The sequence below is a fragment of the Hyphomicrobium sp. CS1GBMeth3 genome (genome assembly GCF_900117455.1).
Classification (GTDB): domain Bacteria; phylum Pseudomonadota; class Alphaproteobacteria; order Rhizobiales; family Hyphomicrobiaceae; genus Hyphomicrobium_C.
This window is the reverse complement of sequence record NZ_FPHO01000002.1, coordinates 1,277,854-1,296,153: the sequence shown is the minus strand read 5'-3', so window position 1 is coordinate 1,296,153 and position 18,300 is coordinate 1,277,854. Positions and strand designations below refer to the sequence as shown.

The following is an 18,300-nucleotide window of genomic DNA, read 5'->3' as shown; positions in this document are numbered from 1 at the left end:
GGATCGACCAACTAAAAGATTTTATTAGAATTTGCTGAGATATGGTCTGGCAGGGAATTTCTCTGGCCAGGTTCCATGGACAGCGCCGGTTTTTTTACCGTTGGCTTAGCAACGCTGCGCGCTCGCCGCGTGCGGTTCGTCTTGGGCACGGCTGCCGCTTACGCGCTCGCGATCTACATAGCCATTACGTTGACGCGCAACGCGGCGCACGTGGCCGCCATTTGGCCTGCCAACGCCATTCTTCTCGCCGGCCTGCTGCTGAGCCGGAACGATGGCATGCGATGGTCGGTGATCTGGGCCGCGCTGGCGAGTGGTGCAGTTGCATTTCGTATCTGCGGCGACCCGTGGGCGACAGCCGTCGCGTTCCCGGCCATCAACGCAGCGGAGGCGCTCATCGCGTTTCATCTCCTGCGGATCGCCTGTCGGGGGCGTGTCGACCTTACCAAGGCTTGGACAGTTGCCGCCTTTGTTACGGCGTGTCTGGTTGCAGCACTGCTGCCGGCCGCAGCCGGTGCCTTGCTCACGTCTGCAAACCACGGCTCAAGCTATGGCGCGGCCTTTAGCACTTGGTATCTGGCGGACACGCTTGGGTTACTGATCCTCACGCCCGCCATCCTGCTGATCTGGCAAACTCCGCGGAGGTTGGAGGTCGCTCCGCCGATGGCGAACGTCGTCCGGCATTTCCTTTTGCTGGCGGCCGTTCTGCTCGTGGTCTTTACCCAGTCGACGATGCCGATTCTGTTCCTGATCATGCCGATATCGGTGCTGATCGCCTTTCGCCTTGGCCCCCGCTACGCTGCCTTCGCAACATTGTGGATCTCCGCCGTGTCCCTGGGCGCCACGCATCAGGGCTGGGGGCCTGCCGCGATGATGGGCGACGCCGAGACGCGTGTTTGGATGGTTCAGCTCTTCTGCTTCGTCAATCTCCTGACGTCGCTCGCGGTAGCGGCCGAGGTGGCGGATCGGGAGCGCCTGAGGCAGGAGCTCTTGCGCGTCTCAGCCCTCGCCGCAGACCGGCGCCAGCAACTCGACACTGCGCTGGACGCCATGTCCCAGGGCGTGTGCCTGTTCGACAACCAGGGCCGCGTTGTCGTGCGCAACAGCCGCTTTCTCGAGGTGTACGGGCTGGAAGAGCGCGCGGTTCCAGTTGGCACCTCGCTCGCCTCGCTCATGGCGGTCTGCCAGGCCGCAGGGGCCGTGCCGGAGCGCGATGGTGCCACGGTCGAGCTCGACGTCGACAGCGATATAGAGCAACAACTCGTCGACGGGCGCCACATACGTATTAGCCAGCGCGTCATGTCCGACGGCGCCGTCATATGCACCTATACGGACTTCACAGCGGAGAAGCAGGCCGAAGGCGAGCTTCTGCACCGCACGCTGCACGATATCCTGACCGGCTTGCCGAACAGACTGCTGTTGGTGGAGCGGATCGAGCATGCGCTGGCCGCAGCCAAGCGCGGCAAGGACGCCGCGGTCATGCTGATCGACATCGACTACTTCAAATCGGTCAACGATAACCTCGGCCATGCCGCTGGCGATGAGTTGCTACGCGTCGTCGCTCAGCGCTTGAGCGCCTGCGTGCGCGAAACGGATACGGTGGCGCGCCTCGGCGGAGACGAGTTCGCATTGCTTCTCTGCGGCGGGGAGCATCCCACCGATGCCGCTGCGGTCGCGCGCCGCATCCTCGAAGAGATCAAAAAGCCGATTAATATCGAAGACAGGCCGATACGCGTCGGCATGAGCATCGGCATCGCCAAGCCTCCGATCGACGGCGCAACCACGGACGATATCCTGAAGGCTGCGGACGTTGCCCTCTACAAGGCCAAGCGCAATGGGCGAGGCAAATACGCTTTCTTCGACGCCGCCGAGGACGCAAGCGCCTGCTCCGCACGCCGGCTCGAAAGCGAGTTGCGGCGCGCCGTCGAGGACAAGGAATTCCGCATCGTCTATCAGCCGATCAAGACCGGCGGCTCGGGCGACATTGCAGCGCTTGAAGCGCTGATCCGCTGGCATCATCCCGAGATCGGCGTCATCTCTCCAGCCGAGTTCATTCCGCTCGCCGAGCGCAACGGTCTTATCGGCGAGATCGGCGACTGGGTGCTCGAGCAGGCAGGCCGCGACGCCGTACGGCTTCCGTCCGATGTCAAGATCTCCGTCAACCTGTCGCGGGTGCAGATTTCCGACCCTCACTTCGTGGATCGTGTCTCCGCGACGCTCGCCCGCACCGGCCTGGCGCCGGAACGGCTCGAGCTCGAGGTTACCGAAACCGCTATCCTGCACGATGAGGCGAATGCCTCCAAGGTGCTGCAACAGCTGCAGGCGCTGGGCGTATCGATTGCCATTGACGACTTCGGCGTTGGCCAGTCGGCACTGAGCTGCCTCAAGAGCCTGCCCATCGGCCGCATCAAGATCGACCGGTCCTTCATCAACGACCTGGCCACGGACTCGAAAGCCCGCTCGATCTTCGTCGCCGTCGTCGCGCTCGCGAAGTCGCTTGGCATCAAGACGACCGCAGAAGGCATTGAGACCGAACAGCAGCGCATCATCGCCGCGCTCGCCGGTTGCGATCACCTGCAAGGCTATCTCCTCGGGCGCCCGGAGGGTCTCGATCAGCTCGCGTTTGAAGTCGATGCGACACGCATCCTCGAGCTTCCGCTGGGTCAGGTCAGCGCCTGATAGGATCTGGGGCGCTTTGAGCGACGGCTTAGGTTTCCGTCGGATACCACCACATGGCGAAAGTGCCGCCAAGAGCCGCGGCAGCCACGATGCTGATCAGTACCGGGTTCCCGGTTGCAAGCGCCGTGAAGAGCACGGAGCCCCACGCCGTCGCAATGGCCGTGAGCTTGACGCCGAGGCGAATGGTGCGCCGCTCCTCGAAACGCTGCGCCTCGATGAGCGCGTGCCGGAGCAACGGCAGGCTCTCGAGCCACGCGAGCAGCCGCGCGCTCGAGCGCGCAAAGGCCCACAACGCCACCAAGAGGAATGGTGTCGTCGGCAAACCCGGCAGGATGGCGCCTGCAATGGCGAGCGCCGTCGCGATACCACCGATGGTGATGTAGGCCAGCTTGGACAGCCCCATGACGTCTCCGTCCCTGCGCTAGTCTGACCGGAGCAGCGCCTGCGAAATCTTGACGCCAAATATCCGCTTAAGGAACGAGATGTGCAAGCCCCGGTCGCGATGTCGCGCTCATGATTGCCGCCCCGCGGGGCCTAGCGCCCTGCGATGAACGCGCGGCGCCCCACGCGCGAAATCGAGCATTCGAGCCGCTTGTTGTCGCGTTGGATCTCCTCGACGGTCCCGAAGACGAACTGGATATGAGCCGCCGCCGCCGCCTCCGCTTCGTCCGCATTCCCCGCAATGACGGCCTCGCCGATGGCAATGTGCTGCGCGAGCAGCTTGTCGCGCACGCCGGGCTTCAAATAGAGATGCTCGCGATTGAAGAACACGTTGTTGCGCAGAAGCTCCGAGAGCGCCCGCATCACGTGCAGCACGATGAAGTTGTGGCTCGCCTCATAAACAAGAATGTGCAGGTTGACGTCAGCCTGCGCTTCCTTGTCGGAGTCCTTGCTCCGGTGCGCTTTGCGCATGTCGGCAAGACATTTGCGAATTGCCGCTTTGTCCACCTCGGTCGCCCGTTCCGCAGCCGCGCGCGCCGCCTGCGCTTCCACCCACTGGCGGAATTCGAGATAATCGGCGGCTGCGTTTTGATGCTGGCGATAGAGGTTGGCAAGCGGCGCCATCAGTGGCAGCAGGAATTGGGCAACGGACGTGCCGTTTCGCGTTGCCGTCAGAAGACCACGGTCCACGAGTTGGTCGATGGCATCGCGCAGCGACGGTCGCGAGACGTCAAGTCGTGCCGCAAGCTCCCGCTCGGACGCGAGCTTTTCCCCTGGACGCAGCGCGCCCTCGAGAATGAGTTTCTCGATGCGCGTGGCAATAGCGTCTGCCACCCTCGGTGTCCGGATCGTTTCCATCGCGTGTCCTGCCGGCGGACCGAACTTCACGGGCCGCAGTCAATGCTATAACACGTTTTGACCAAACAAACCCGGTGGTATATTCATTTTACCAATAAGAAGCGCGCGCAAACTAGGGCAGGGAGCATGTGGTCACAGGTTTATGACCCGTTCGGCGATATGACCCTGTCGACGGTCGTCGCCGCGATCCCGGTTGTCGTCTTGCTTGGCGCTATCGGCATCTGGGAGATCCGGGCCCACATTGCGGCGATGCTGGGCCTAATCGCGGCCCTCGTGGTCGCGATTTTTGCGTACGGCATGCCTGCGGAGATGGCCGGACTGGCCGCCGCGTACGGCGCCGCGTTTGGCCTCATGCCGATCGGCTGGATCATCCTGAACGTTATTTTCCTCTACCAGCTCACAAGCGAGAAAGGTGACTTCGCGGTGCTGCAGCGCTCGATCAGCGCCATCAGCGACGACCGCCGACTCCAATTGCTGTTCATCGCCTTTAGTCTCGGCGCATTCTTCGAGGGCGCGGCAGGTTTCGGCACACCCGTTGCGGTCACGTCGGCGATGCTGATCGGGCTCGGCTTCTCGCCGCTGGCGGCGTCCGGCCTCTCGTTGATCGCCAACACCGCGCCAGTGGCCTTCGGTGCGCTCGGCACGCCCGTGATTGCGCTTGCGGCTGTCACCGGTCTCGATCTGCACGAGCTCTCCGGCATGATTGGCCGCCAGCTGCCGTTTTTCTCGGTCATCGTACCGTTCTGGCTGGTCTGGGCGTTCGTCGGCTTCCGCAAGATGCTTGAGGTTTGGCCGCCGGTCCTGGTTGCTGGCATTTCATTTGCGGTGCCGCAGTATCTTGTCTCGAACTTCCACGGGCCTTGGCTCGTCGACATCGTGGCCGCCATCGTATCCATGGCCGCACTCGCCGGATTTCTGCGCATCTGGCGCCCAACCGAACCCATGACATTGATGCCGCGCGCTCCGTCGGAAAGCACGGCCTTCGCGCATCCGGAGGTGCGTCAGCCGACGTTCGATGCCGCGGTGCGCCGCGCATGGGCGCCGTGGATCGTGCTCAGCGTATTCGTATTTCTGTGGGGCGCGCCACAAGTGCGCGCCGGTCTCGACGGCATCTGGACAGCGAAGATTCCGGTCGCCGGCCTGAACGAGATGGTACAAAAAGTGCCGCCCGTCGTCGCCGAGCCGCATCTCGAGCACGCGGTCTACAATTTCAATATTCTCTCCGCGACAGGCACCGGCATCCTGCTGGCGGCCATCATATCCGGGCTCTTCCTTGGCTACGGAGTGTCAGGCCTCCTGCACATGTACCTGCGCACCATCTGGCTGGTGCGTTACTCGTTGCTAACCATCGCCTGCATGCTGGCGATTGGATTCGTCACACGCTATGCTGGAACGGACGCCACCTTGGGCCTCGCATTGGCCAACACGGGCTGGCTCTATCCGCTGTTCGGCACGCTGATCGGTTGGCTTGGCGTTGCTTTGACTGGATCGGATACCGCTTCGAACGTTCTGTTCGGCGGCCTGCAGCGGGTTACGGCAGAGCAACTCGGCATCAATCCGGTCCTGATGGCATCGGCCAACAGCTCCGGCGGCGTCATGGGCAAGATGATCGACGCACAGTCGATCGTGGTCGCTTCGACCGCCACGCGTTGGTACGGGCACGAAGGCTCGATCCTTCGTTTCGTGTTCTTCCATTCTGTGGCGCTTGCGGTCCTCGTCGGTCTCCTGGTCATGGGCCAGGCATACGTGTGGCCCTTGACACTTCTTGCACCCTGACACGAAGGCTTCGGAAAGGAGACGTATCACCCCAATTCGACATGACGCAGTTGGCGGCCTCGCGTCGCCGCAAAATCGGGAGAGTAAAAATCATGGCAACCTTCACCGTGAACGGCGAGAGCCGCACATTCGACGGCGATCCGGGCACGCCGCTGCTCTGGTATCTGCGCGACGAGATCGGCTTGACCGGCACCAAATACGGATGTGGGCAGGGCGTGTGCGGCGCCTGTACCATCCACGTCGACGGCGTAGCGGTCCGCTCGTGCATGACCACGATTGAGATGGCCGAGGGAAAGACCGTCACCACCATTGAGGGCCTGAGCCCCGATGGCGAGCATCCGGTGCAGAAGGCATGGCGCGAGCTCAGCGTGCCCCAGTGCGGTTTCTGTCAGGCCGGCCAGATCATGCAGGCAGCGTCGTTGCTCGCCAAGAACAACGCTCCCTCCGACGACGAGATCGTCGAGGATATGAGCGGAAACCTCTGCCGCTGCGGCTGCTACCAGCGCATCCACGCGGCAGTGCGCGTTGCGGCGGGAGGAGTGTAAGCCATGTTGCATTATCTCGAACAGGAAGCACGCAAGGCCGAGCGGCATTCCGTGGTGGCCATCATAGAGAACGTGAGCCGGCGCAAGTTCCTCGGCGGTGCGCTCGCGGCATCCGGATTCGTGCTCGCAGTCCGCATTCCCGAGGCTGACGCGCGCGAGCCGCTGAAGCCTTACAAGACTGGCGGCGAGAGCATGCCGCACGGCTACGGCCGCGCCAGCGATCCGCACGTCTATGTGTCCATCACCCAGGACGGCGCCGTTACCATCGTCGCCCACCGCGCAGAGATGGGGACCGGAGTCCGCACCAGCCTTCCGATGGTCGTCGCCGACGAGATGGAGGCAGACTGGTCGCGCGTAAGCATCGTACAAGCCCCCGGCGACGAGCCGCTTTACGGCAACCAGGATACGGATGGATCGCGCTCGATGCGCCACTTCATCCAGCCTATGCGCGAGTGCGGCGCCGCCATGCGCCAGATGCTCGAGCAAGCTGCGGCTGCAAAATGGGGTATCGACGCGTCGCTCGCGCGCGCCAAGGCGCACCACGTCGTCCAGCTCGACAAGGACAAGAAGGAGACCGGCACGAAGCTCGGCTTCGGCGAGCTGGCCGAAGCGGCGATGGCGCTTCCGGTGCCCGCGCGCGAGGCGCTGCTTTTCAAGACACCCGACGAGTTTACCCTGATGCGAAAGGGTGAAGCGAAGCTTTACGACTTGCGCAACATCACCACAGGCAAGGCCGTCTATGGTGCCGATGTCCGTCTGCCGGGCATGAAATACGCGGTGATCGCCCGCCCGCCGGTTCTCGGCGGCAAGCTGAAATCCCTTGATGCGGAGGAGACGAAGAAGACGGCGGGCGTCGAGGAGGTCTTCGAGATCGAAGGCGTGTACGACGTGCCGCGCAAGTTCGGCCAACTCGGCGGTGTGGCGGTCGTCGCCAACTCGACCTACGCTGCCATCCTCGGCCGTGACGCGCTTGCCATCGAGTGGGAGGACGGCCCAAACGCCAGCTACGACAGCGTCTCCTACTTCGAGGAGATGTCGAAAACAGCGTCGGAGCCGGGCAAGGTCATCCGCAACCAGGGCGATTTCGACGCCGCCTGGAAAGCAGCAAAAAGCACCTTCACCGGCGAGTACCACGCGCAGCATCTCGTGCAGGCGCCGATGGAGCCTTTGGTGTGCGTTGCCCGCATCGTGGATGGCAAGGCCGAGCTATGGGCGCCCGTCCAAAGCCCCTACGGCGCCCGCGAGGACGTTGCCAAGGCGCTCAAGCTGCCCATCGAGAACGTGACCGTGCACGTCACGCTGCTCGGCGGCGGCTTCGGTCGCAAGTCGAAGTGGGACTTCATGATCGAGGCGGCTCTGATCTCGCAGAAGCTCGGCGGCACGCCGGTGAAGCTGCAGTGGACGCGTGAGGATGACACGCGTCACGCGTTCTACCACACGGCGTCGGTCGAGCGCATCGACATGGCTTTCGACGACGCCGGCAAGGTGACTGGGTTCCGGCATCGCACGGTCGCGCCGTCGATCGTCTCGACGTTCGCGCCCGATAGCGGCTACCAGTTTCCGATCGAGTACGGCATGGGCTTCGTCAACACGCCGTTCGAGGTGCCGAACGTGCGCTGTGAGAACGGCAAGGCCATGGCGCATACCCGCATCGGTTGGTATCGCTCGGTGTCGAACATCCCGCGACTGTGGGCTGTGCAGTCCGCCGTTTGCGAGGCCGCGCACCATCTCGGCAAGGACCCGAAGGACTTCCTGCTCGAGTTGATCGGCTCGGATAGGACCCTCGATCCCAAAGCCCTGGGCTTTCCGGACGACTTCTGGAACTACGGCGATCCCTATGAGGAGTTCCCGATCAACACCGCGCGCCTGAAGAACGTGGTGCGGATCGCCGCCGAGAAGGCAGGCTGGGGTAAAGAGCTGCCGAAGGGCCAAGGGCTCGGGATCGCAGCGCACTCAGCCTGGGGCACTTGCGTGGCGACCGTCGTGCACGCCGAGATCAAAGACGACGGCACGATCACGGTGCCGCACGCGGTGACCGCCCTGGATTGCGGCTTTTACGTCAATCCGGAGCGCATCCGCTCGCAGATCGAGGGCGCGGCCGTCATGGGCATGTCGCACGCGCTCTTGAGCCAGATCACCTTCAAGGGTGGCGCGGTCGAGCAGTCCAACTATTCGGACTTCAACATCGCGACCATGAAAAACTTCCCGAAAAAGGTGGACGTGCACATCGTCGAGCCGGAGCCCGGTTGGCACGCAACGGGCATCGGCGAGCCGGGCCTGCCGCCGTTCGCGCCCGCGCTCGCCAACGCGGTCTTCGCCGCCACCGGCAAGCGCATCCGCAACATGCCCATGGGCGAGAAGGTCGCCTGATCGCCTGAAGGCGAACGAAGGAAGCGACGCCGGGCCACAAAAGGCCCGGCTTTTTTATGAGCAGCGCGGAGCGGGCTCTAATTTTCGCTGCTTGGCGAGTCCGGCGTGTCGTCGGCTACACCGATGCGTGGCTGCTGCGGCACGTGCTGGTTGCCTTCTTCCCAGTCCCGATGCAGGGCCGCGCTGGCGAGCAGCATGAGCGTGACCGGAGTGGTGATGGTGACGAAGATTGCGATCAGCACCTCGTGCACCACGGGCCGCGCCTCCAACGCCGTGAAATAGAGCATCGAGGCGAGCAGAACGCAGCCGACGCCGAGCGTCGACCCGAGCGTTGGCGGATGCACCCGCGCGTAGAAGTCCTTGAGACGCAGAAGGCCGATGGTGCCAATCAGCGTCAGCCCGGCTCCGGTCAGCACCAGGACGGATGTCAGAATGGCGACCCAGGCGGGCAGTTCAGCAGGCACCGTCATTCGATGGTCTCCCCGCGCATGAGGAATTTCGCGAGCGCCGCCGTGCCGACAAAGCCGAAGAGCGCGATAACAAGTGCCGCTTCGAAATAGACCGTGTCCCCGGTCTCGATACCGAAGGTCAGAATGAGAATCATGCCGGTGACGTAGAACGCATCGAGCGCCAGCACACGGTCCTGCGCCCGGGGGCCTCGCAAAAAGCGGTAAGTCGCGCAGGCCATCGCAAGCACGAGGGCGACCTCGGCAATGGAGACGGACCACTCAAGGATCGTATGAGCGCTCATTCGAAGATCTCCATCAGCAGCCGTTCGTATCGGTTCTTGATGAGGTCGATCCACGCATTCTCGTCGACGAAGTCAAGAAGGTGGAGGAGGAGAACGCCGTTGGCGTTATTGAAATTTACCCACACCGTGCCGGGCGTGGATGTCAGCGTGCATGCCAGGATCGCGATCGCATACTCGTTGCGGATGTCGAGCTTGATCGTCATGAAGCCGGACTGCGCCTTGCGGCCCGGCGTTAGAACGATGCGCGCCACCGCGATGTTCGAGCGGATGATGTCGACCAGAATTATGAACGCCAGCCGCACGATCGCCAGCGGCCGGCGAGCACGCCCTGTCGGGATTTGCAGCGTCGAGATTGCAAGTCCACCGGCAATACCGACAATGGAGCCGAGCACGATGTGCCCCGGCGACACCGATTGATTGAGCAACAACCACATGCCGAGCAAGAACACGGTGAGGATTGGATACGGCATCAGGCGCGTCATGAACCACCTCCCGTCTGCACCGGCTCGACGCGCGGAGTTCCAAGCACGCCGCGCACATAGCTCTGCGGCTCATGTAGGCTTTCCGCCGTCGTCTGCATAAAGCGCGAGATGGGGCCGGCCTGCACCGTCAGCGTCACGCACAGGAACAGCAGGACGACGATCGGCAGCATCTCGAGGAAGCGCACCGTCGGCACCGTGCTTTCGATCGGCACCCAGAACACGCGGATACCCGCCCGCATCATGGCGATCGTGGCCGCCAGGCCCGAGAGCAGGAGCACGGCGAGGAGCGTCCAGGTCGCGGCCGTCACGCCGCTGGCCTCAGGCCCGCCCGAAAGAAACATGGCGTGCAGCATGAGGAGCTTCGCGATGAAGCCTGCCAGCGGGGGCAGCCCCGCCAGCAGCAGCGCGCACGTGGCGAAGCCAACGCCGAGGATGGCCATCGTTGCCGGGATAGCGATGCCGACCGGCTCAACCTCGCCCTCCTCCTCGTCGTCACCGAGTGCCTCGGCGGTAACGGCGAGTATGTCTGCGCCGGCAATTCGCCCGCGCTCGATCAGCTCGATCAGAAGGAAGAAGGCGCTGATCGCGAGCGTCGAGCTGACGAGATAGAAGAGGGCCCCGCCGGTCACCGCCGTGCTGCCGACGGCGATGGCGGCGAGCAGGGTGCCCGAGGATACCAGCACGCTGAATGAGGCCAGACGCGCGAGATCCTGCGACGCTAAGAGGCCGATCGAGCCGAACGCCACCGTCGCGATGCCGCCGATTAGGAGCCAGTTGTCGCCGAAGTAGGCAGACGCGCCGGCTTCCGCGCCGAACACCAAGGGCCACAGGCGCAGGATGACGTAGATGCCGACCTTGGTCATGATTGAGAACATGGCTGCGACCGGCGGCGCCACGACCGAGTAGGTGCTGGGCAACCAGAAGCACAGGGGCCACATGCCCGCCTTGATCAAAAAGGCGATGCCGAGGATGGCGGCGCCGGCCTCGAGCAGAACGCGCTCGCTTTCGGGCACTGTCGGCACGCGGTTGGCGAGATCGGCCATGTTGAGCGTGCCTGTCGCGCCGTAGATCAGGCTGACGCCGATCAGGAACAGGGACGAGGCCGCGAGATTGATGGCGATGTAGTGCAGGCCCGCCTTGACGCGCAGCGCGCCGGAGCCGTGCAGCACGAGGCCGTAGGAGGCGGCCAGCAGCACCTCGAAGAACACGAACAGATTGAAGAGATCGCCCGTCAGGAAGACGCCGTTGAGCCCTGCCAGCAGAAACTGCAGAAGCGAGTGAAAATGCGACCCTGCGCTATGCCAGCGAGTCAGGGAGAAGACGAGACCGCAAAGCACGACGATGCTTGTCAGCGTCAGCATGAGGGCGGCGAGCCGGTCGAGCACGAGCACGATGCCGAACGGCGCCGGCCAGTTGCCGAGCAGGTAGACGCTAACACCCGTGCCGTCGACAGGCTGCGCGTCCGCGATGCCGAGCAGCGATAGCGCGATCCACAGCGACGCCAGCGTCGAGACAAGAGAAATTGCGGTCTTGAGCGGTCTGCGGCGCTCGTCGAGTGGCACCATCAGGGCCGCAGTGGCGAGCGGCAATAGGATCGGCGCTATAATCAGGTGTTGGACAGAAAAACTCACGGGCTGCCCCCCCGTCCGTCGACATGGTCATTGCGTGTCAAGCCACGGGCAGCCAGGATCACCACCAGCAACATCGCGGTCATCGCAAAGGTGATGACGATGGCTGTCAGTACCAGCGCCTGCGGCACTGGATCCGTATAGTGCGCGAGCTCTTCCGGCACGCCGGGCTTGAGAATCGGTGGAGCCCCGGTCCGCACCCGTCCCATGGAGAAGATGAAGAGATTGACGGCGTACGACAGGAGCGACAGCCCGATCAGCACCTGATAGGTGCGCGAGCGCAGGATCAACCAGACGCCGGAGCTTGCCAGCGCGCCGATGCTGAGGGCGAGCACGATTTCCATCACACGGCTCCTTCTGTTGCTTCTGCGGCAGACTTGGGCTTGCGATGCGAGCGGATCGACTGGTGAGCCAGCGCGATCAGGACCAGAACCGTCGCACCGAGCACGATGGCGAGCACGCCAAGATCGAACAGGATCACCGTCGAGAGGTGCACGTCACCGATCAGCGGCAGACGTACATCGATCATCCGCGATGTCAGGAACGGGAAACCCCCGATCCAGGTGCCGACGCCAGCCGCTAGCGCGCATAGGAACCCGACACCCATCCAACGCAGCGGAAAGACTCGGATGCGGTCCTCCACCCATAGGGCGCCGGCCGCCATGTATTGCAGGATGATCGCGATGGCGAGTGCCAAGCCGGCGACGAACCCGCCGCCCGGGTAGTTGTGCCCACGCAGGAAGAGATAGATGCCGAACGTTCCTATGACCGGGAACAGCAGGCGCATGATGACGGAGGGCACCAGCAGATACTCGGCGATCGTGTCACCGGGCCGCCGATTGGGATGGGCGCGATCGAAGGCCTCCTGAGCGAGCTTCTGTTCTGGCACCGGTATGCTTTCCGGAGCAGGCCGGAAGCGGCGCATAAGCGCGAACACCGAAAGCGCTACGATACACAGCACCGTAATCTCGCCCAGCGTATCGAGACCGCGGAAGTCGACCAGGATAACGTTGACGACGTTGCGCCCTCCGCCCTCCAAGTAAGACTTCTCAAGGAAGTACTGCGCGATGCCGTCCACCTGCGGCGCCCGCGTCATGACGGCGAAAGCGATCAGCGCTAGGCCGGCACCGACCACCAGCGCGATCGAGAGATCGACGTAGCGACGCATCAGCATCGAGGAATCGGTCTTGAGCAGCCCCTCGTCCTGGCGCTTGGGCAGCCAGCGCAACCCGAGCAGGATCAGCACCGTCGTCACCACCTCGACCAGAAGCTGTGTCAGCGCGAGATCGGGCGCTGAGAGGTAGATGAACGTGATGCACGTTGCGAGCCCCGCTCCGCTCATGAAGATGAGCGCAGCCAGACGATGGAATTTGGCCTGCTGCGCGGTCGCAAGCGCGCACACGATGCCGATGATCCAAACGAGGGCGAACGCGTAGTCGATCGGTGTCAGATTGAGAGATTGAGGCAGCAGCGCCTGTCCCGCGAGCGGTAGCAGACCAGCAACGAATGCGACGCACACCACCGCGCGCATCTGCGGCTGCAGCCTCCGCGTGCCGACCACGGTCAGGAGCGAACGCGCAGACGCGCCAACCAGATCGCCAGCCGGCGCCTCACTTTTCTTGCGCCGGAAGAGGCTCGCGTTGTCGAGGCTGTAGGTGCGCAACAGCGCGTAGACCAGCACGCCGCCGGCAAGCGCAGTCACACTCATGAAGAAGGGCCAGTTGAATCCGTGCCAGATGGCGAGATCGAACTTGGGTGCCGCCGCGCCAAGGACCGAGGCAACCGCCACGTCGAGAAACGGCCGGATGGTGATGTTCGGCACAATTCCGACAACCAGACAGACCACGACGAGAAGCTCGATCGGAAAGCGCATCCAATGCGGCGGCTCCTTCGGTGTGCGCGGCAGATCGGTCGGCGGTGGGCCGAAGAACACGTCGCGGATGAAGCGCAGCGAGTAGGCAACGCTGAACATCGCGGCCAGCGTGGCGATGTAGGGGAGCGCGGCATCGATGAAGGAGCCGTCGTGGGTCTCGATCGTCTCGGCGAAGAACATCTCCTTGGAGAGGAAGCCGTTGAGCAGCGGCACGCCTGCCATCGCCGCCGCGGCCACCATGGCGAGTGTCGCCGTCACCGGCATGTATTGATAAAGCCCGCTCAGCCGTCGGATGTCGCGCGTTCCGGTCTCGTGGTCGATGATCCCGGCTGCCATGAACAGCGACGCCTTGAAGGTCGCGTGGTTCATCAGGTGGAAGATGGCGGCCACGGTGGCGAGCGGCGAATCGAGCCCGAGCAATAGCGTGATCAGGCCCAGGTGGCTGATGGTCGAATAGGCGAGCACGCCCTTGAGGTCGTTCTGGAACATGGCCAGGAACGCCGCCACCACGAACGTGACGAGGCCTGTCGATCCGACGATGTACAGCCACGCATCTGTCCCCGACATCGCCGGCCACAGCCGCGCGAGCAGGAAGACCCCGAGCTTCACCATCGTCGCCGAGTGTAGATAGGCGGAGACCGGTGTCGGCGCCACCATGGCGCGCGGCAGCCAGAAATGAAACGGGATCTGCGCGCTCTTGGTCAGCGCACCGATAACGATCAGGATGAGCGCCGGCAGATAAAGCGAGTGCGAGCGGATCGCATCGGCCGAGGCAAGCACGCGGTCCACGTCGTAGCTGCCCACGATGTAGCCGAGCACGATCACGCCGCCGAACAGGCACAGGCCGCCCGACGCGGTGACCGCGAGCGCCATGCGCGCGCCGGCACGCGCACCCGCATCGTGCTGCCAGTACCCGATCAGCAGGAATGAGAGAAAGCTCGTCAGCTCCCAGAAGAACACGAGCTGAATGAGATTGCCCGACAGCACCACGCCGAGCATGGAACCCATGAACGCGAGCAGAAACGAGAAAAAGCGCGGGACCGGATCCTCGGGCGACATGTAATAGCGCGCATAGAGGAAGACGAGAAAACCGACGCCCGTGATCAGCAGCGCGAACATCCAGGCCAAGCCATCGAGCCGAAGCACGAACGAAAGCCCGACGGCGGGCACCCATTCGATCTCGGAACGGACGACGTTGCCATCCGTGACCGACGGATAGAACATGCTGAACAGAAGCAGCAGGGTGAGGGCAATGGCTCCCGCCAGCCACGCCTCAGCATTGCGGGCGTTTGTTGGGAGGAGGGAGGCAACGAGACTGCCAAGGAACGGAATGACGATCGCGGCTAGAAGGAGCGTCTCGTTCGATAGCATCTACTCGTATTATCCTGTTCCGTTGCCTGATGATCAGCTGCCCGCTGTGCCTGTGTTAATAGCGAGAATATCGATTTCTAGCCTGCGAAGAACCTCTTCAGTGACACTGCCCAGAAAAATTTTTTGCAAGTCCCGTGCGACTTTGGGTGCCGACAACGATTAGATCCGGCCGAAGTCGCTCCACCGTCTTGGATATCGCAAGCACGGGCTCGCCTTCGACGACGAGCGGGGACCAGGGGCCGGGGTCAAAAGGAAGGCGCGCCATAAACGTTGTGAGTGCGCCAAGGGCCAGTTCTCGCTCTTCTTCGACATAAATTTTGATCTCGTCCTCCGACGCATCGGCGAGCAGCATCTTGGGTCGCGCCACAGCTTCGAACGCATGCACGACGGAAACCCTGACCGCGCCGAGAATCCCAAGCGCGTGTCAGCCTGAAGTGCTGTTGTGGAAGCGTTCGAGAGGTCGACCGCGACCAGCACATGCGCATAAGGATGCGTCACTTCTGTGTTCACGACGCGAACGGGCGAGCGATCGAGACGGATCACACGCTCGACCGTTGTCCCGATGAAGGTGTCACGCAGAAGCTGCTTGCGATAACTTTCTCCCTCCGCAACGACCCCGAGGTGCATCGAGCGTAATCGACAGGGTCGCGAAAGCGCCCGGTGCACGAGGACTGTATCCGTCGCGGGAACGGTTGCTGAAGGAGACAGCACAGGGGCCGTCGTCCTCCTCCCAATCACGCGGCTGCCTTGGCGAGCGCCGAGCCGGTGATGGCGGCGATCGATCTGCTGCGATCATCGCTTAGATGCAGCGTATGGACTGTGCCTCAAATGTCAACGACACGTCTGTCGGCGCACGCAGGCCGCATCATGCGCGGCAGCCTAGCACATAACGTGTCACGCGAAGTAGCACCGCTCTGCTACGTCCCATAGCTTTACTTCACTGAAGCCCGCTTCGATCGTCGATCGCGCCCGCAAACCGCGCTCTTCGAGATCCGCACACGCTGCAATTTCGATCAGAGCGTTCGCCGCTGCTTCCACGTCTTCGGAAGGCCCCGCCCATCCACCGGTTGCCTGCGCGAGATCCTCGCAGCCAGGCACGCGCGTGGTCAGAATGGGGCGACCGCAGGATGCGGCCTCGAGCAGGCATCTCGGCATGCCCTCACCGCCACGGGAGGGCAGGAAGGCGAGGTGATGATGACGCCAGAACTCTGGCACGTTGTCGACCTTTCCGGCGAGACGGATGCCCGGCATTGCCGCGTACGTTTCGAGATCCTTTTTTGTGAAGGCGCGTGGATTGTTCTCGTCCACCTCGCCCGCGATCGTCAGCGTGACATCGCACCCCCGCTCGCGCGCAAGCGTGACGGCACGTACGGCGATATCGAGCCCCTTCGTCCAGATCAGACGCGCGACGAAACCGACGCGCAGGGGAGGACGGGGCGGCAACGGAGCAGCGGTGAAGACCTCCGTCGCGACGCCGGCTCCGCCGACGATATCGACGCGGCCGTCGCGATGCGCCGTCTTAAGCCCGGACTGTGCGACGTCCGCCTTGTTCTCCACCATCCAGCGCGTGTTTGCGTCGTCCGCGACGAAGCGGTTGAAGAGTGGGGCGATGCCTCGGATGAGGCGCATCCACGGATCGCGTGCGACCGATGCATAACCACGCCCTGTGATGGTGTAGACGCAGCGCACGCCTTCCAGGCGCCGCGTCGCGAGCGCGCCGACCAACACCCCGAAGATTCCGAAAGCGTGAAGCACGGGCTCGTTCGTGCGCATGAGCAACGCTTCGACGTCCCGCACCGCCTGAGCCAGTCCGAGCGGGCGGGCGCCGTTCCTCTGCAATGGCAGGTCGACGATGCTGATCCCGCTGTCTTCGAGCCGCTCGCTCGAACGGCTGACTTGCGTCGCCAGAACGACCGGCACGCCACGCGCCATGGCCCGGCGCGCAAGATGCTGGAAATGGGAGACGAAGAACCAATCGACATTGATGAGGTAAACGACTGTTGGCATCCGATCCCATCCGTAAGGCGACCCCGCGCAGATCCAAGCCAGCAAAGCCGGCCCTTTACCGCCCGGAGTTACCCACCCCGACCAATTCGCCGCCCCCCTCGGCGCCAGAAGACAAGCCGCTTCGTGCGGCAGGAAAAGCAGAAAAACAAACAAAAATTCAAACAAAAACAATAATTTATGGCGGAGAGAGTGGGATTCGAACCCACGGTGGGCTTGCACCCACGCCGGTTTTCAAGACCGGTGCCTTAAACCACTCGACCATCTCTCCACGCGCGTGGACCCCGCCCGCGGAGGCTGGAACCTACACAGTCCGTGCCGCCCTCTCAAGCTCGCTGAACAGCGCCCAGAAAACCACGCAGCTGAAGCAACTTAACGCGATCGCAATCGCTGTCTGCCATCCTGTCGCAGTTCGTCGGAAAGACCGCGGTGACAAGCGGCGCCGGAGAGCGGCTAGGCAGGATAAGGCTCCCCAAAAGAGCCTACGGGATGGCGTTGATGTTGCGTAAAATCACGGAGGGTGCGGACGCCGCGCCGCGGCTCTTTCTGAGCATTTTCCCGCAGGAACTGGCATGGCGCGGTACGCGCCGCCGCGCGTGCGCTGCTCTGGCTGCGGCGGTCGCGACCGCATCGCTTGGCGGATGTGCGGGCAGCGGATCCGGCAGTCTCTCGGGCGCAGAGGCACCGATGTTCCCGGAATCGAAGTGGGGCGTCTCGGCCAGTCGCCGCGTCGCCAGCCACCAGGAACGCATCCCCAAGGGAGGCGGCACTTACAAGGTCGGCGTCCCGTATAAGGTCGGCGGGCGCTGGTACAACCCGCGCGAGCAACCTGACTACGATCGCGTCGGCATCGCCTCGTGGTACGGCAGCGACTTTCACGGCCGCAAAACTGCCAACGGCGAGATTTTCGACATGCACGCCCTGACGGCCGCGCACCCGACGCTCCCGATGCCGAGCTATGCTTATGTGACGAGCCTGTCGACCAACCGCACCATCCTGGTGCGTATCAACGACCGCGGCCCCTATGTGGGCGAGCGCATGATCGATCTGTCGAGGGCATCGGCGCGCGAGTTGGGCCTTATGTCCGGCGGCACCGGGCGCGTGCGCGTGCGCTATGCCGGCCCGGCGCCGCTCGACGGCAACGACGCCCGCGAGCGCCAGTATCTAGCTTCCCGCCAGGGCAGCGGCGGGATGCACATTGCTGCCCGTGAGCGGGCTGAATCGGCACGCGAGTGGGCAGCCCATCGCAACACGGCACGAGCTCAGAGCCAAATGCCGCCCGTCCGACCGCGCATGACGGTTGCCGACCGGTCGCACATCGAGGGCTACGGCCAAGCCTACGGTCAACCCCAGCAGCAGGCTTACCGGCAGAGCTATGCCGACACGGGACGGCAGCCCGGAAGCGGCGAATTGTGGTCTCCCGAGCAGTATCGGGCCGCTATCGCGGCGCGCTGAACATTACAATCCCGACAGGCTGCCGAACCCCCTGCGGATGGGCATTCGTGACGCCTTTCGCCGGCCTTGC

General features: G+C 63.6%; 15 protein-coding genes and 1 tRNA gene. 5 read left to right on the top strand and 11 right to left on the bottom strand.

Going from position 1 to position 18,300, the window contains the following annotated elements; translation table 11 throughout:
• The first annotated feature begins 129 nt into the window (after positions 1-129).
• A complete protein-coding gene (locus CS1GBM3_RS06300; RefSeq protein WP_171946433.1) occupies positions 130-2,676 on the top strand; it encodes a bifunctional diguanylate cyclase/phosphodiesterase in 2,547 nt (848 codons plus the stop codon).
• Positions 2,677-2,704: 28 nt separating this feature from the next.
• Here CS1GBM3_RS06300 and CS1GBM3_RS06295 read toward each other — a convergent pair whose 3' ends face one another.
• Both CS1GBM3_RS06295 and CS1GBM3_RS06290 read right to left on the bottom strand, forming a co-directional pair.
• Entirely contained in the window at positions 2,705-3,079 is a 375-nt protein-coding gene (locus CS1GBM3_RS06295) for a YbaN family protein (RefSeq protein WP_072392836.1), read from the bottom strand.
• A gap of 131 nt (positions 3,080-3,210) precedes the next feature.
• Entirely contained in the window at positions 3,211-3,951 is a 741-nt protein-coding gene (locus CS1GBM3_RS06290; protein WP_244534562.1) for an FCD domain-containing protein, read from the bottom strand.
• Between the two features lie 150 nt (positions 3,952-4,101).
• Here CS1GBM3_RS06290 and CS1GBM3_RS06285 point away from each other — a divergent pair, with 150 nt between their 5' ends.
• The 3 genes from CS1GBM3_RS06285 to CS1GBM3_RS06275 all read left to right on the top strand — a co-directional run bounded on the left by CS1GBM3_RS06285 (position 4,102) and on the right by CS1GBM3_RS06275 (position 8,666).
• Positions 4,102-5,751 carry an L-lactate permease gene (locus CS1GBM3_RS06285; RefSeq protein ID WP_072392830.1) on the top strand — a complete coding sequence of 550 codons (1,650 nt, stop codon included), beginning with the start codon at positions 4,102-4,104 and terminating at the stop codon, positions 5,749-5,751.
• A 92-nt stretch (positions 5,752-5,843) separates the two neighbouring features.
• Positions 5,844-6,296 (top strand): (2Fe-2S)-binding protein, encoded by a 453-nt coding sequence (locus CS1GBM3_RS06280; protein WP_072392827.1) that lies wholly within the window; start codon positions 5,844-5,846, stop codon positions 6,294-6,296.
• Between the two features lie 3 nt (positions 6,297-6,299).
• On the top strand, positions 6,300-8,666 hold the full coding sequence (locus CS1GBM3_RS06275; protein ID WP_072392824.1) for a xanthine dehydrogenase family protein molybdopterin-binding subunit: 2,367 nt from the start codon (positions 6,300-6,302) through the stop codon (positions 8,664-8,666).
• A gap of 77 nt (positions 8,667-8,743) precedes the next feature.
• Here CS1GBM3_RS06275 and mnhG read toward each other — a convergent pair whose 3' ends face one another.
• The 9 genes from mnhG to CS1GBM3_RS06230 form a co-directional block, all read right to left on the bottom strand.
• Positions 8,744-9,136: a monovalent cation/H(+) antiporter subunit G gene (gene mnhG, locus CS1GBM3_RS06270; protein ID WP_072392821.1), complete on the bottom strand. Its 393-nt coding sequence runs from the start codon at positions 9,134-9,136 to the stop codon at positions 8,744-8,746.
• Complete coding sequence (locus CS1GBM3_RS06265) at positions 9,133-9,417, bottom strand: K+/H+ antiporter subunit F (protein WP_072392818.1); 285 nt, start codon at positions 9,415-9,417, stop codon at positions 9,133-9,135. Before CS1GBM3_RS06265 ends, mnhG begins: the two co-directional genes overlap by 4 nt.
• Positions 9,414-9,899, bottom strand: coding sequence for a Na+/H+ antiporter subunit E (locus CS1GBM3_RS06260; RefSeq protein WP_072392815.1), 486 nt, complete (start codon positions 9,897-9,899; stop codon positions 9,414-9,416). Before CS1GBM3_RS06260 ends, CS1GBM3_RS06265 begins: the two co-directional genes overlap by 4 nt.
• Complete coding sequence (locus CS1GBM3_RS06255; protein WP_072392812.1) at positions 9,896-11,530, bottom strand: monovalent cation/H+ antiporter subunit D; 1,635 nt, start codon at positions 11,528-11,530, stop codon at positions 9,896-9,898. The genes CS1GBM3_RS06260 and CS1GBM3_RS06255 overlap by 4 nt, the downstream gene beginning before the upstream one ends.
• Complete coding sequence (locus CS1GBM3_RS06250) at positions 11,527-11,871, bottom strand: Na+/H+ antiporter subunit C (protein WP_072392809.1); 345 nt, start codon at positions 11,869-11,871, stop codon at positions 11,527-11,529. Before CS1GBM3_RS06250 ends, CS1GBM3_RS06255 begins: the two co-directional genes overlap by 4 nt.
• Positions 11,871-14,771 (bottom strand): monovalent cation/H+ antiporter subunit A, encoded by a 2,901-nt coding sequence (locus CS1GBM3_RS06245; protein ID WP_072392805.1) that lies wholly within the window; start codon positions 14,769-14,771, stop codon positions 11,871-11,873. Before CS1GBM3_RS06245 ends, CS1GBM3_RS06250 begins: the two co-directional genes overlap by 1 nt.
• A gap of 97 nt (positions 14,772-14,868) precedes the next feature.
• Positions 14,869-15,156, bottom strand: coding sequence for a universal stress protein (locus CS1GBM3_RS06240; protein ID WP_072392802.1), 288 nt, complete (start codon positions 15,154-15,156; stop codon positions 14,869-14,871).
• Positions 15,157-15,665: 509 nt separating this feature from the next.
• Positions 15,666-16,778, bottom strand: coding sequence for a glycosyltransferase (locus CS1GBM3_RS06235; protein ID WP_072392799.1), 1,113 nt, complete (start codon positions 16,776-16,778; stop codon positions 15,666-15,668).
• Positions 16,779-16,956: 178 nt separating this feature from the next.
• A tRNA-Ser gene (locus tag CS1GBM3_RS06230) sits at positions 16,957-17,046 on the bottom strand.
• A gap of 227 nt (positions 17,047-17,273) precedes the next feature.
• Here CS1GBM3_RS06230 and CS1GBM3_RS06225 point away from each other — a divergent pair.
• A complete protein-coding gene (locus CS1GBM3_RS06225) occupies positions 17,274-18,230 on the top strand; it encodes a septal ring lytic transglycosylase RlpA family protein (RefSeq protein ID WP_244534561.1) in 957 nt (318 codons plus the stop codon).
• Positions 18,231-18,300: the final 70 nt, after the last annotated feature.

What these genes read in the sequence shown, in the direction of transcription:
- CS1GBM3_RS06295 (WP_072392836.1), bottom strand. Translation starts at nt 3,079, where the DNA reads ATGGGGCTGTCCAAGCTGGCCTACATCACCATCGGTGGTATCGCGACG.
- CS1GBM3_RS06285 (WP_072392830.1), top strand. Translation starts at nt 4,102, where the DNA reads ATGTGGTCACAGGTTTATGACCCGTTCGGCGATATGACCCTGTCGACG.
- CS1GBM3_RS06280 (WP_072392827.1), top strand. Translation starts at nt 5,844, where the DNA reads ATGGCAACCTTCACCGTGAACGGCGAGAGCCGCACATTCGACGGCGAT.
- CS1GBM3_RS06275 (WP_072392824.1), top strand. Translation starts at nt 6,300, where the DNA reads ATGTTGCATTATCTCGAACAGGAAGCACGCAAGGCCGAGCGGCATTCC.
- mnhG (WP_072392821.1), bottom strand. Translation starts at nt 9,136, where the DNA reads ATGACGGTGCCTGCTGAACTGCCCGCCTGGGTCGCCATTCTGACATCC.
- CS1GBM3_RS06265 (WP_072392818.1), bottom strand. Translation starts at nt 9,417, where the DNA reads ATGAGCGCTCATACGATCCTTGAGTGGTCCGTCTCCATTGCCGAGGTC.
- CS1GBM3_RS06260 (WP_072392815.1), bottom strand. Translation starts at nt 9,899, where the DNA reads ATGACGCGCCTGATGCCGTATCCAATCCTCACCGTGTTCTTGCTCGGC.
- CS1GBM3_RS06250 (WP_072392809.1), bottom strand. Translation starts at nt 11,871, where the DNA reads ATGGAAATCGTGCTCGCCCTCAGCATCGGCGCGCTGGCAAGCTCCGGC.
- CS1GBM3_RS06245 (WP_072392805.1), bottom strand. Translation starts at nt 14,771, where the DNA reads ATGCTATCGAACGAGACGCTCCTTCTAGCCGCGATCGTCATTCCGTTC.
- CS1GBM3_RS06235 (WP_072392799.1), bottom strand. Translation starts at nt 16,778, where the DNA reads ATGCCAACAGTCGTTTACCTCATCAATGTCGATTGGTTCTTCGTCTCC.
- CS1GBM3_RS06225 (WP_244534561.1), top strand. Translation starts at nt 17,274, where the DNA reads ATGTTGCGTAAAATCACGGAGGGTGCGGACGCCGCGCCGCGGCTCTTT.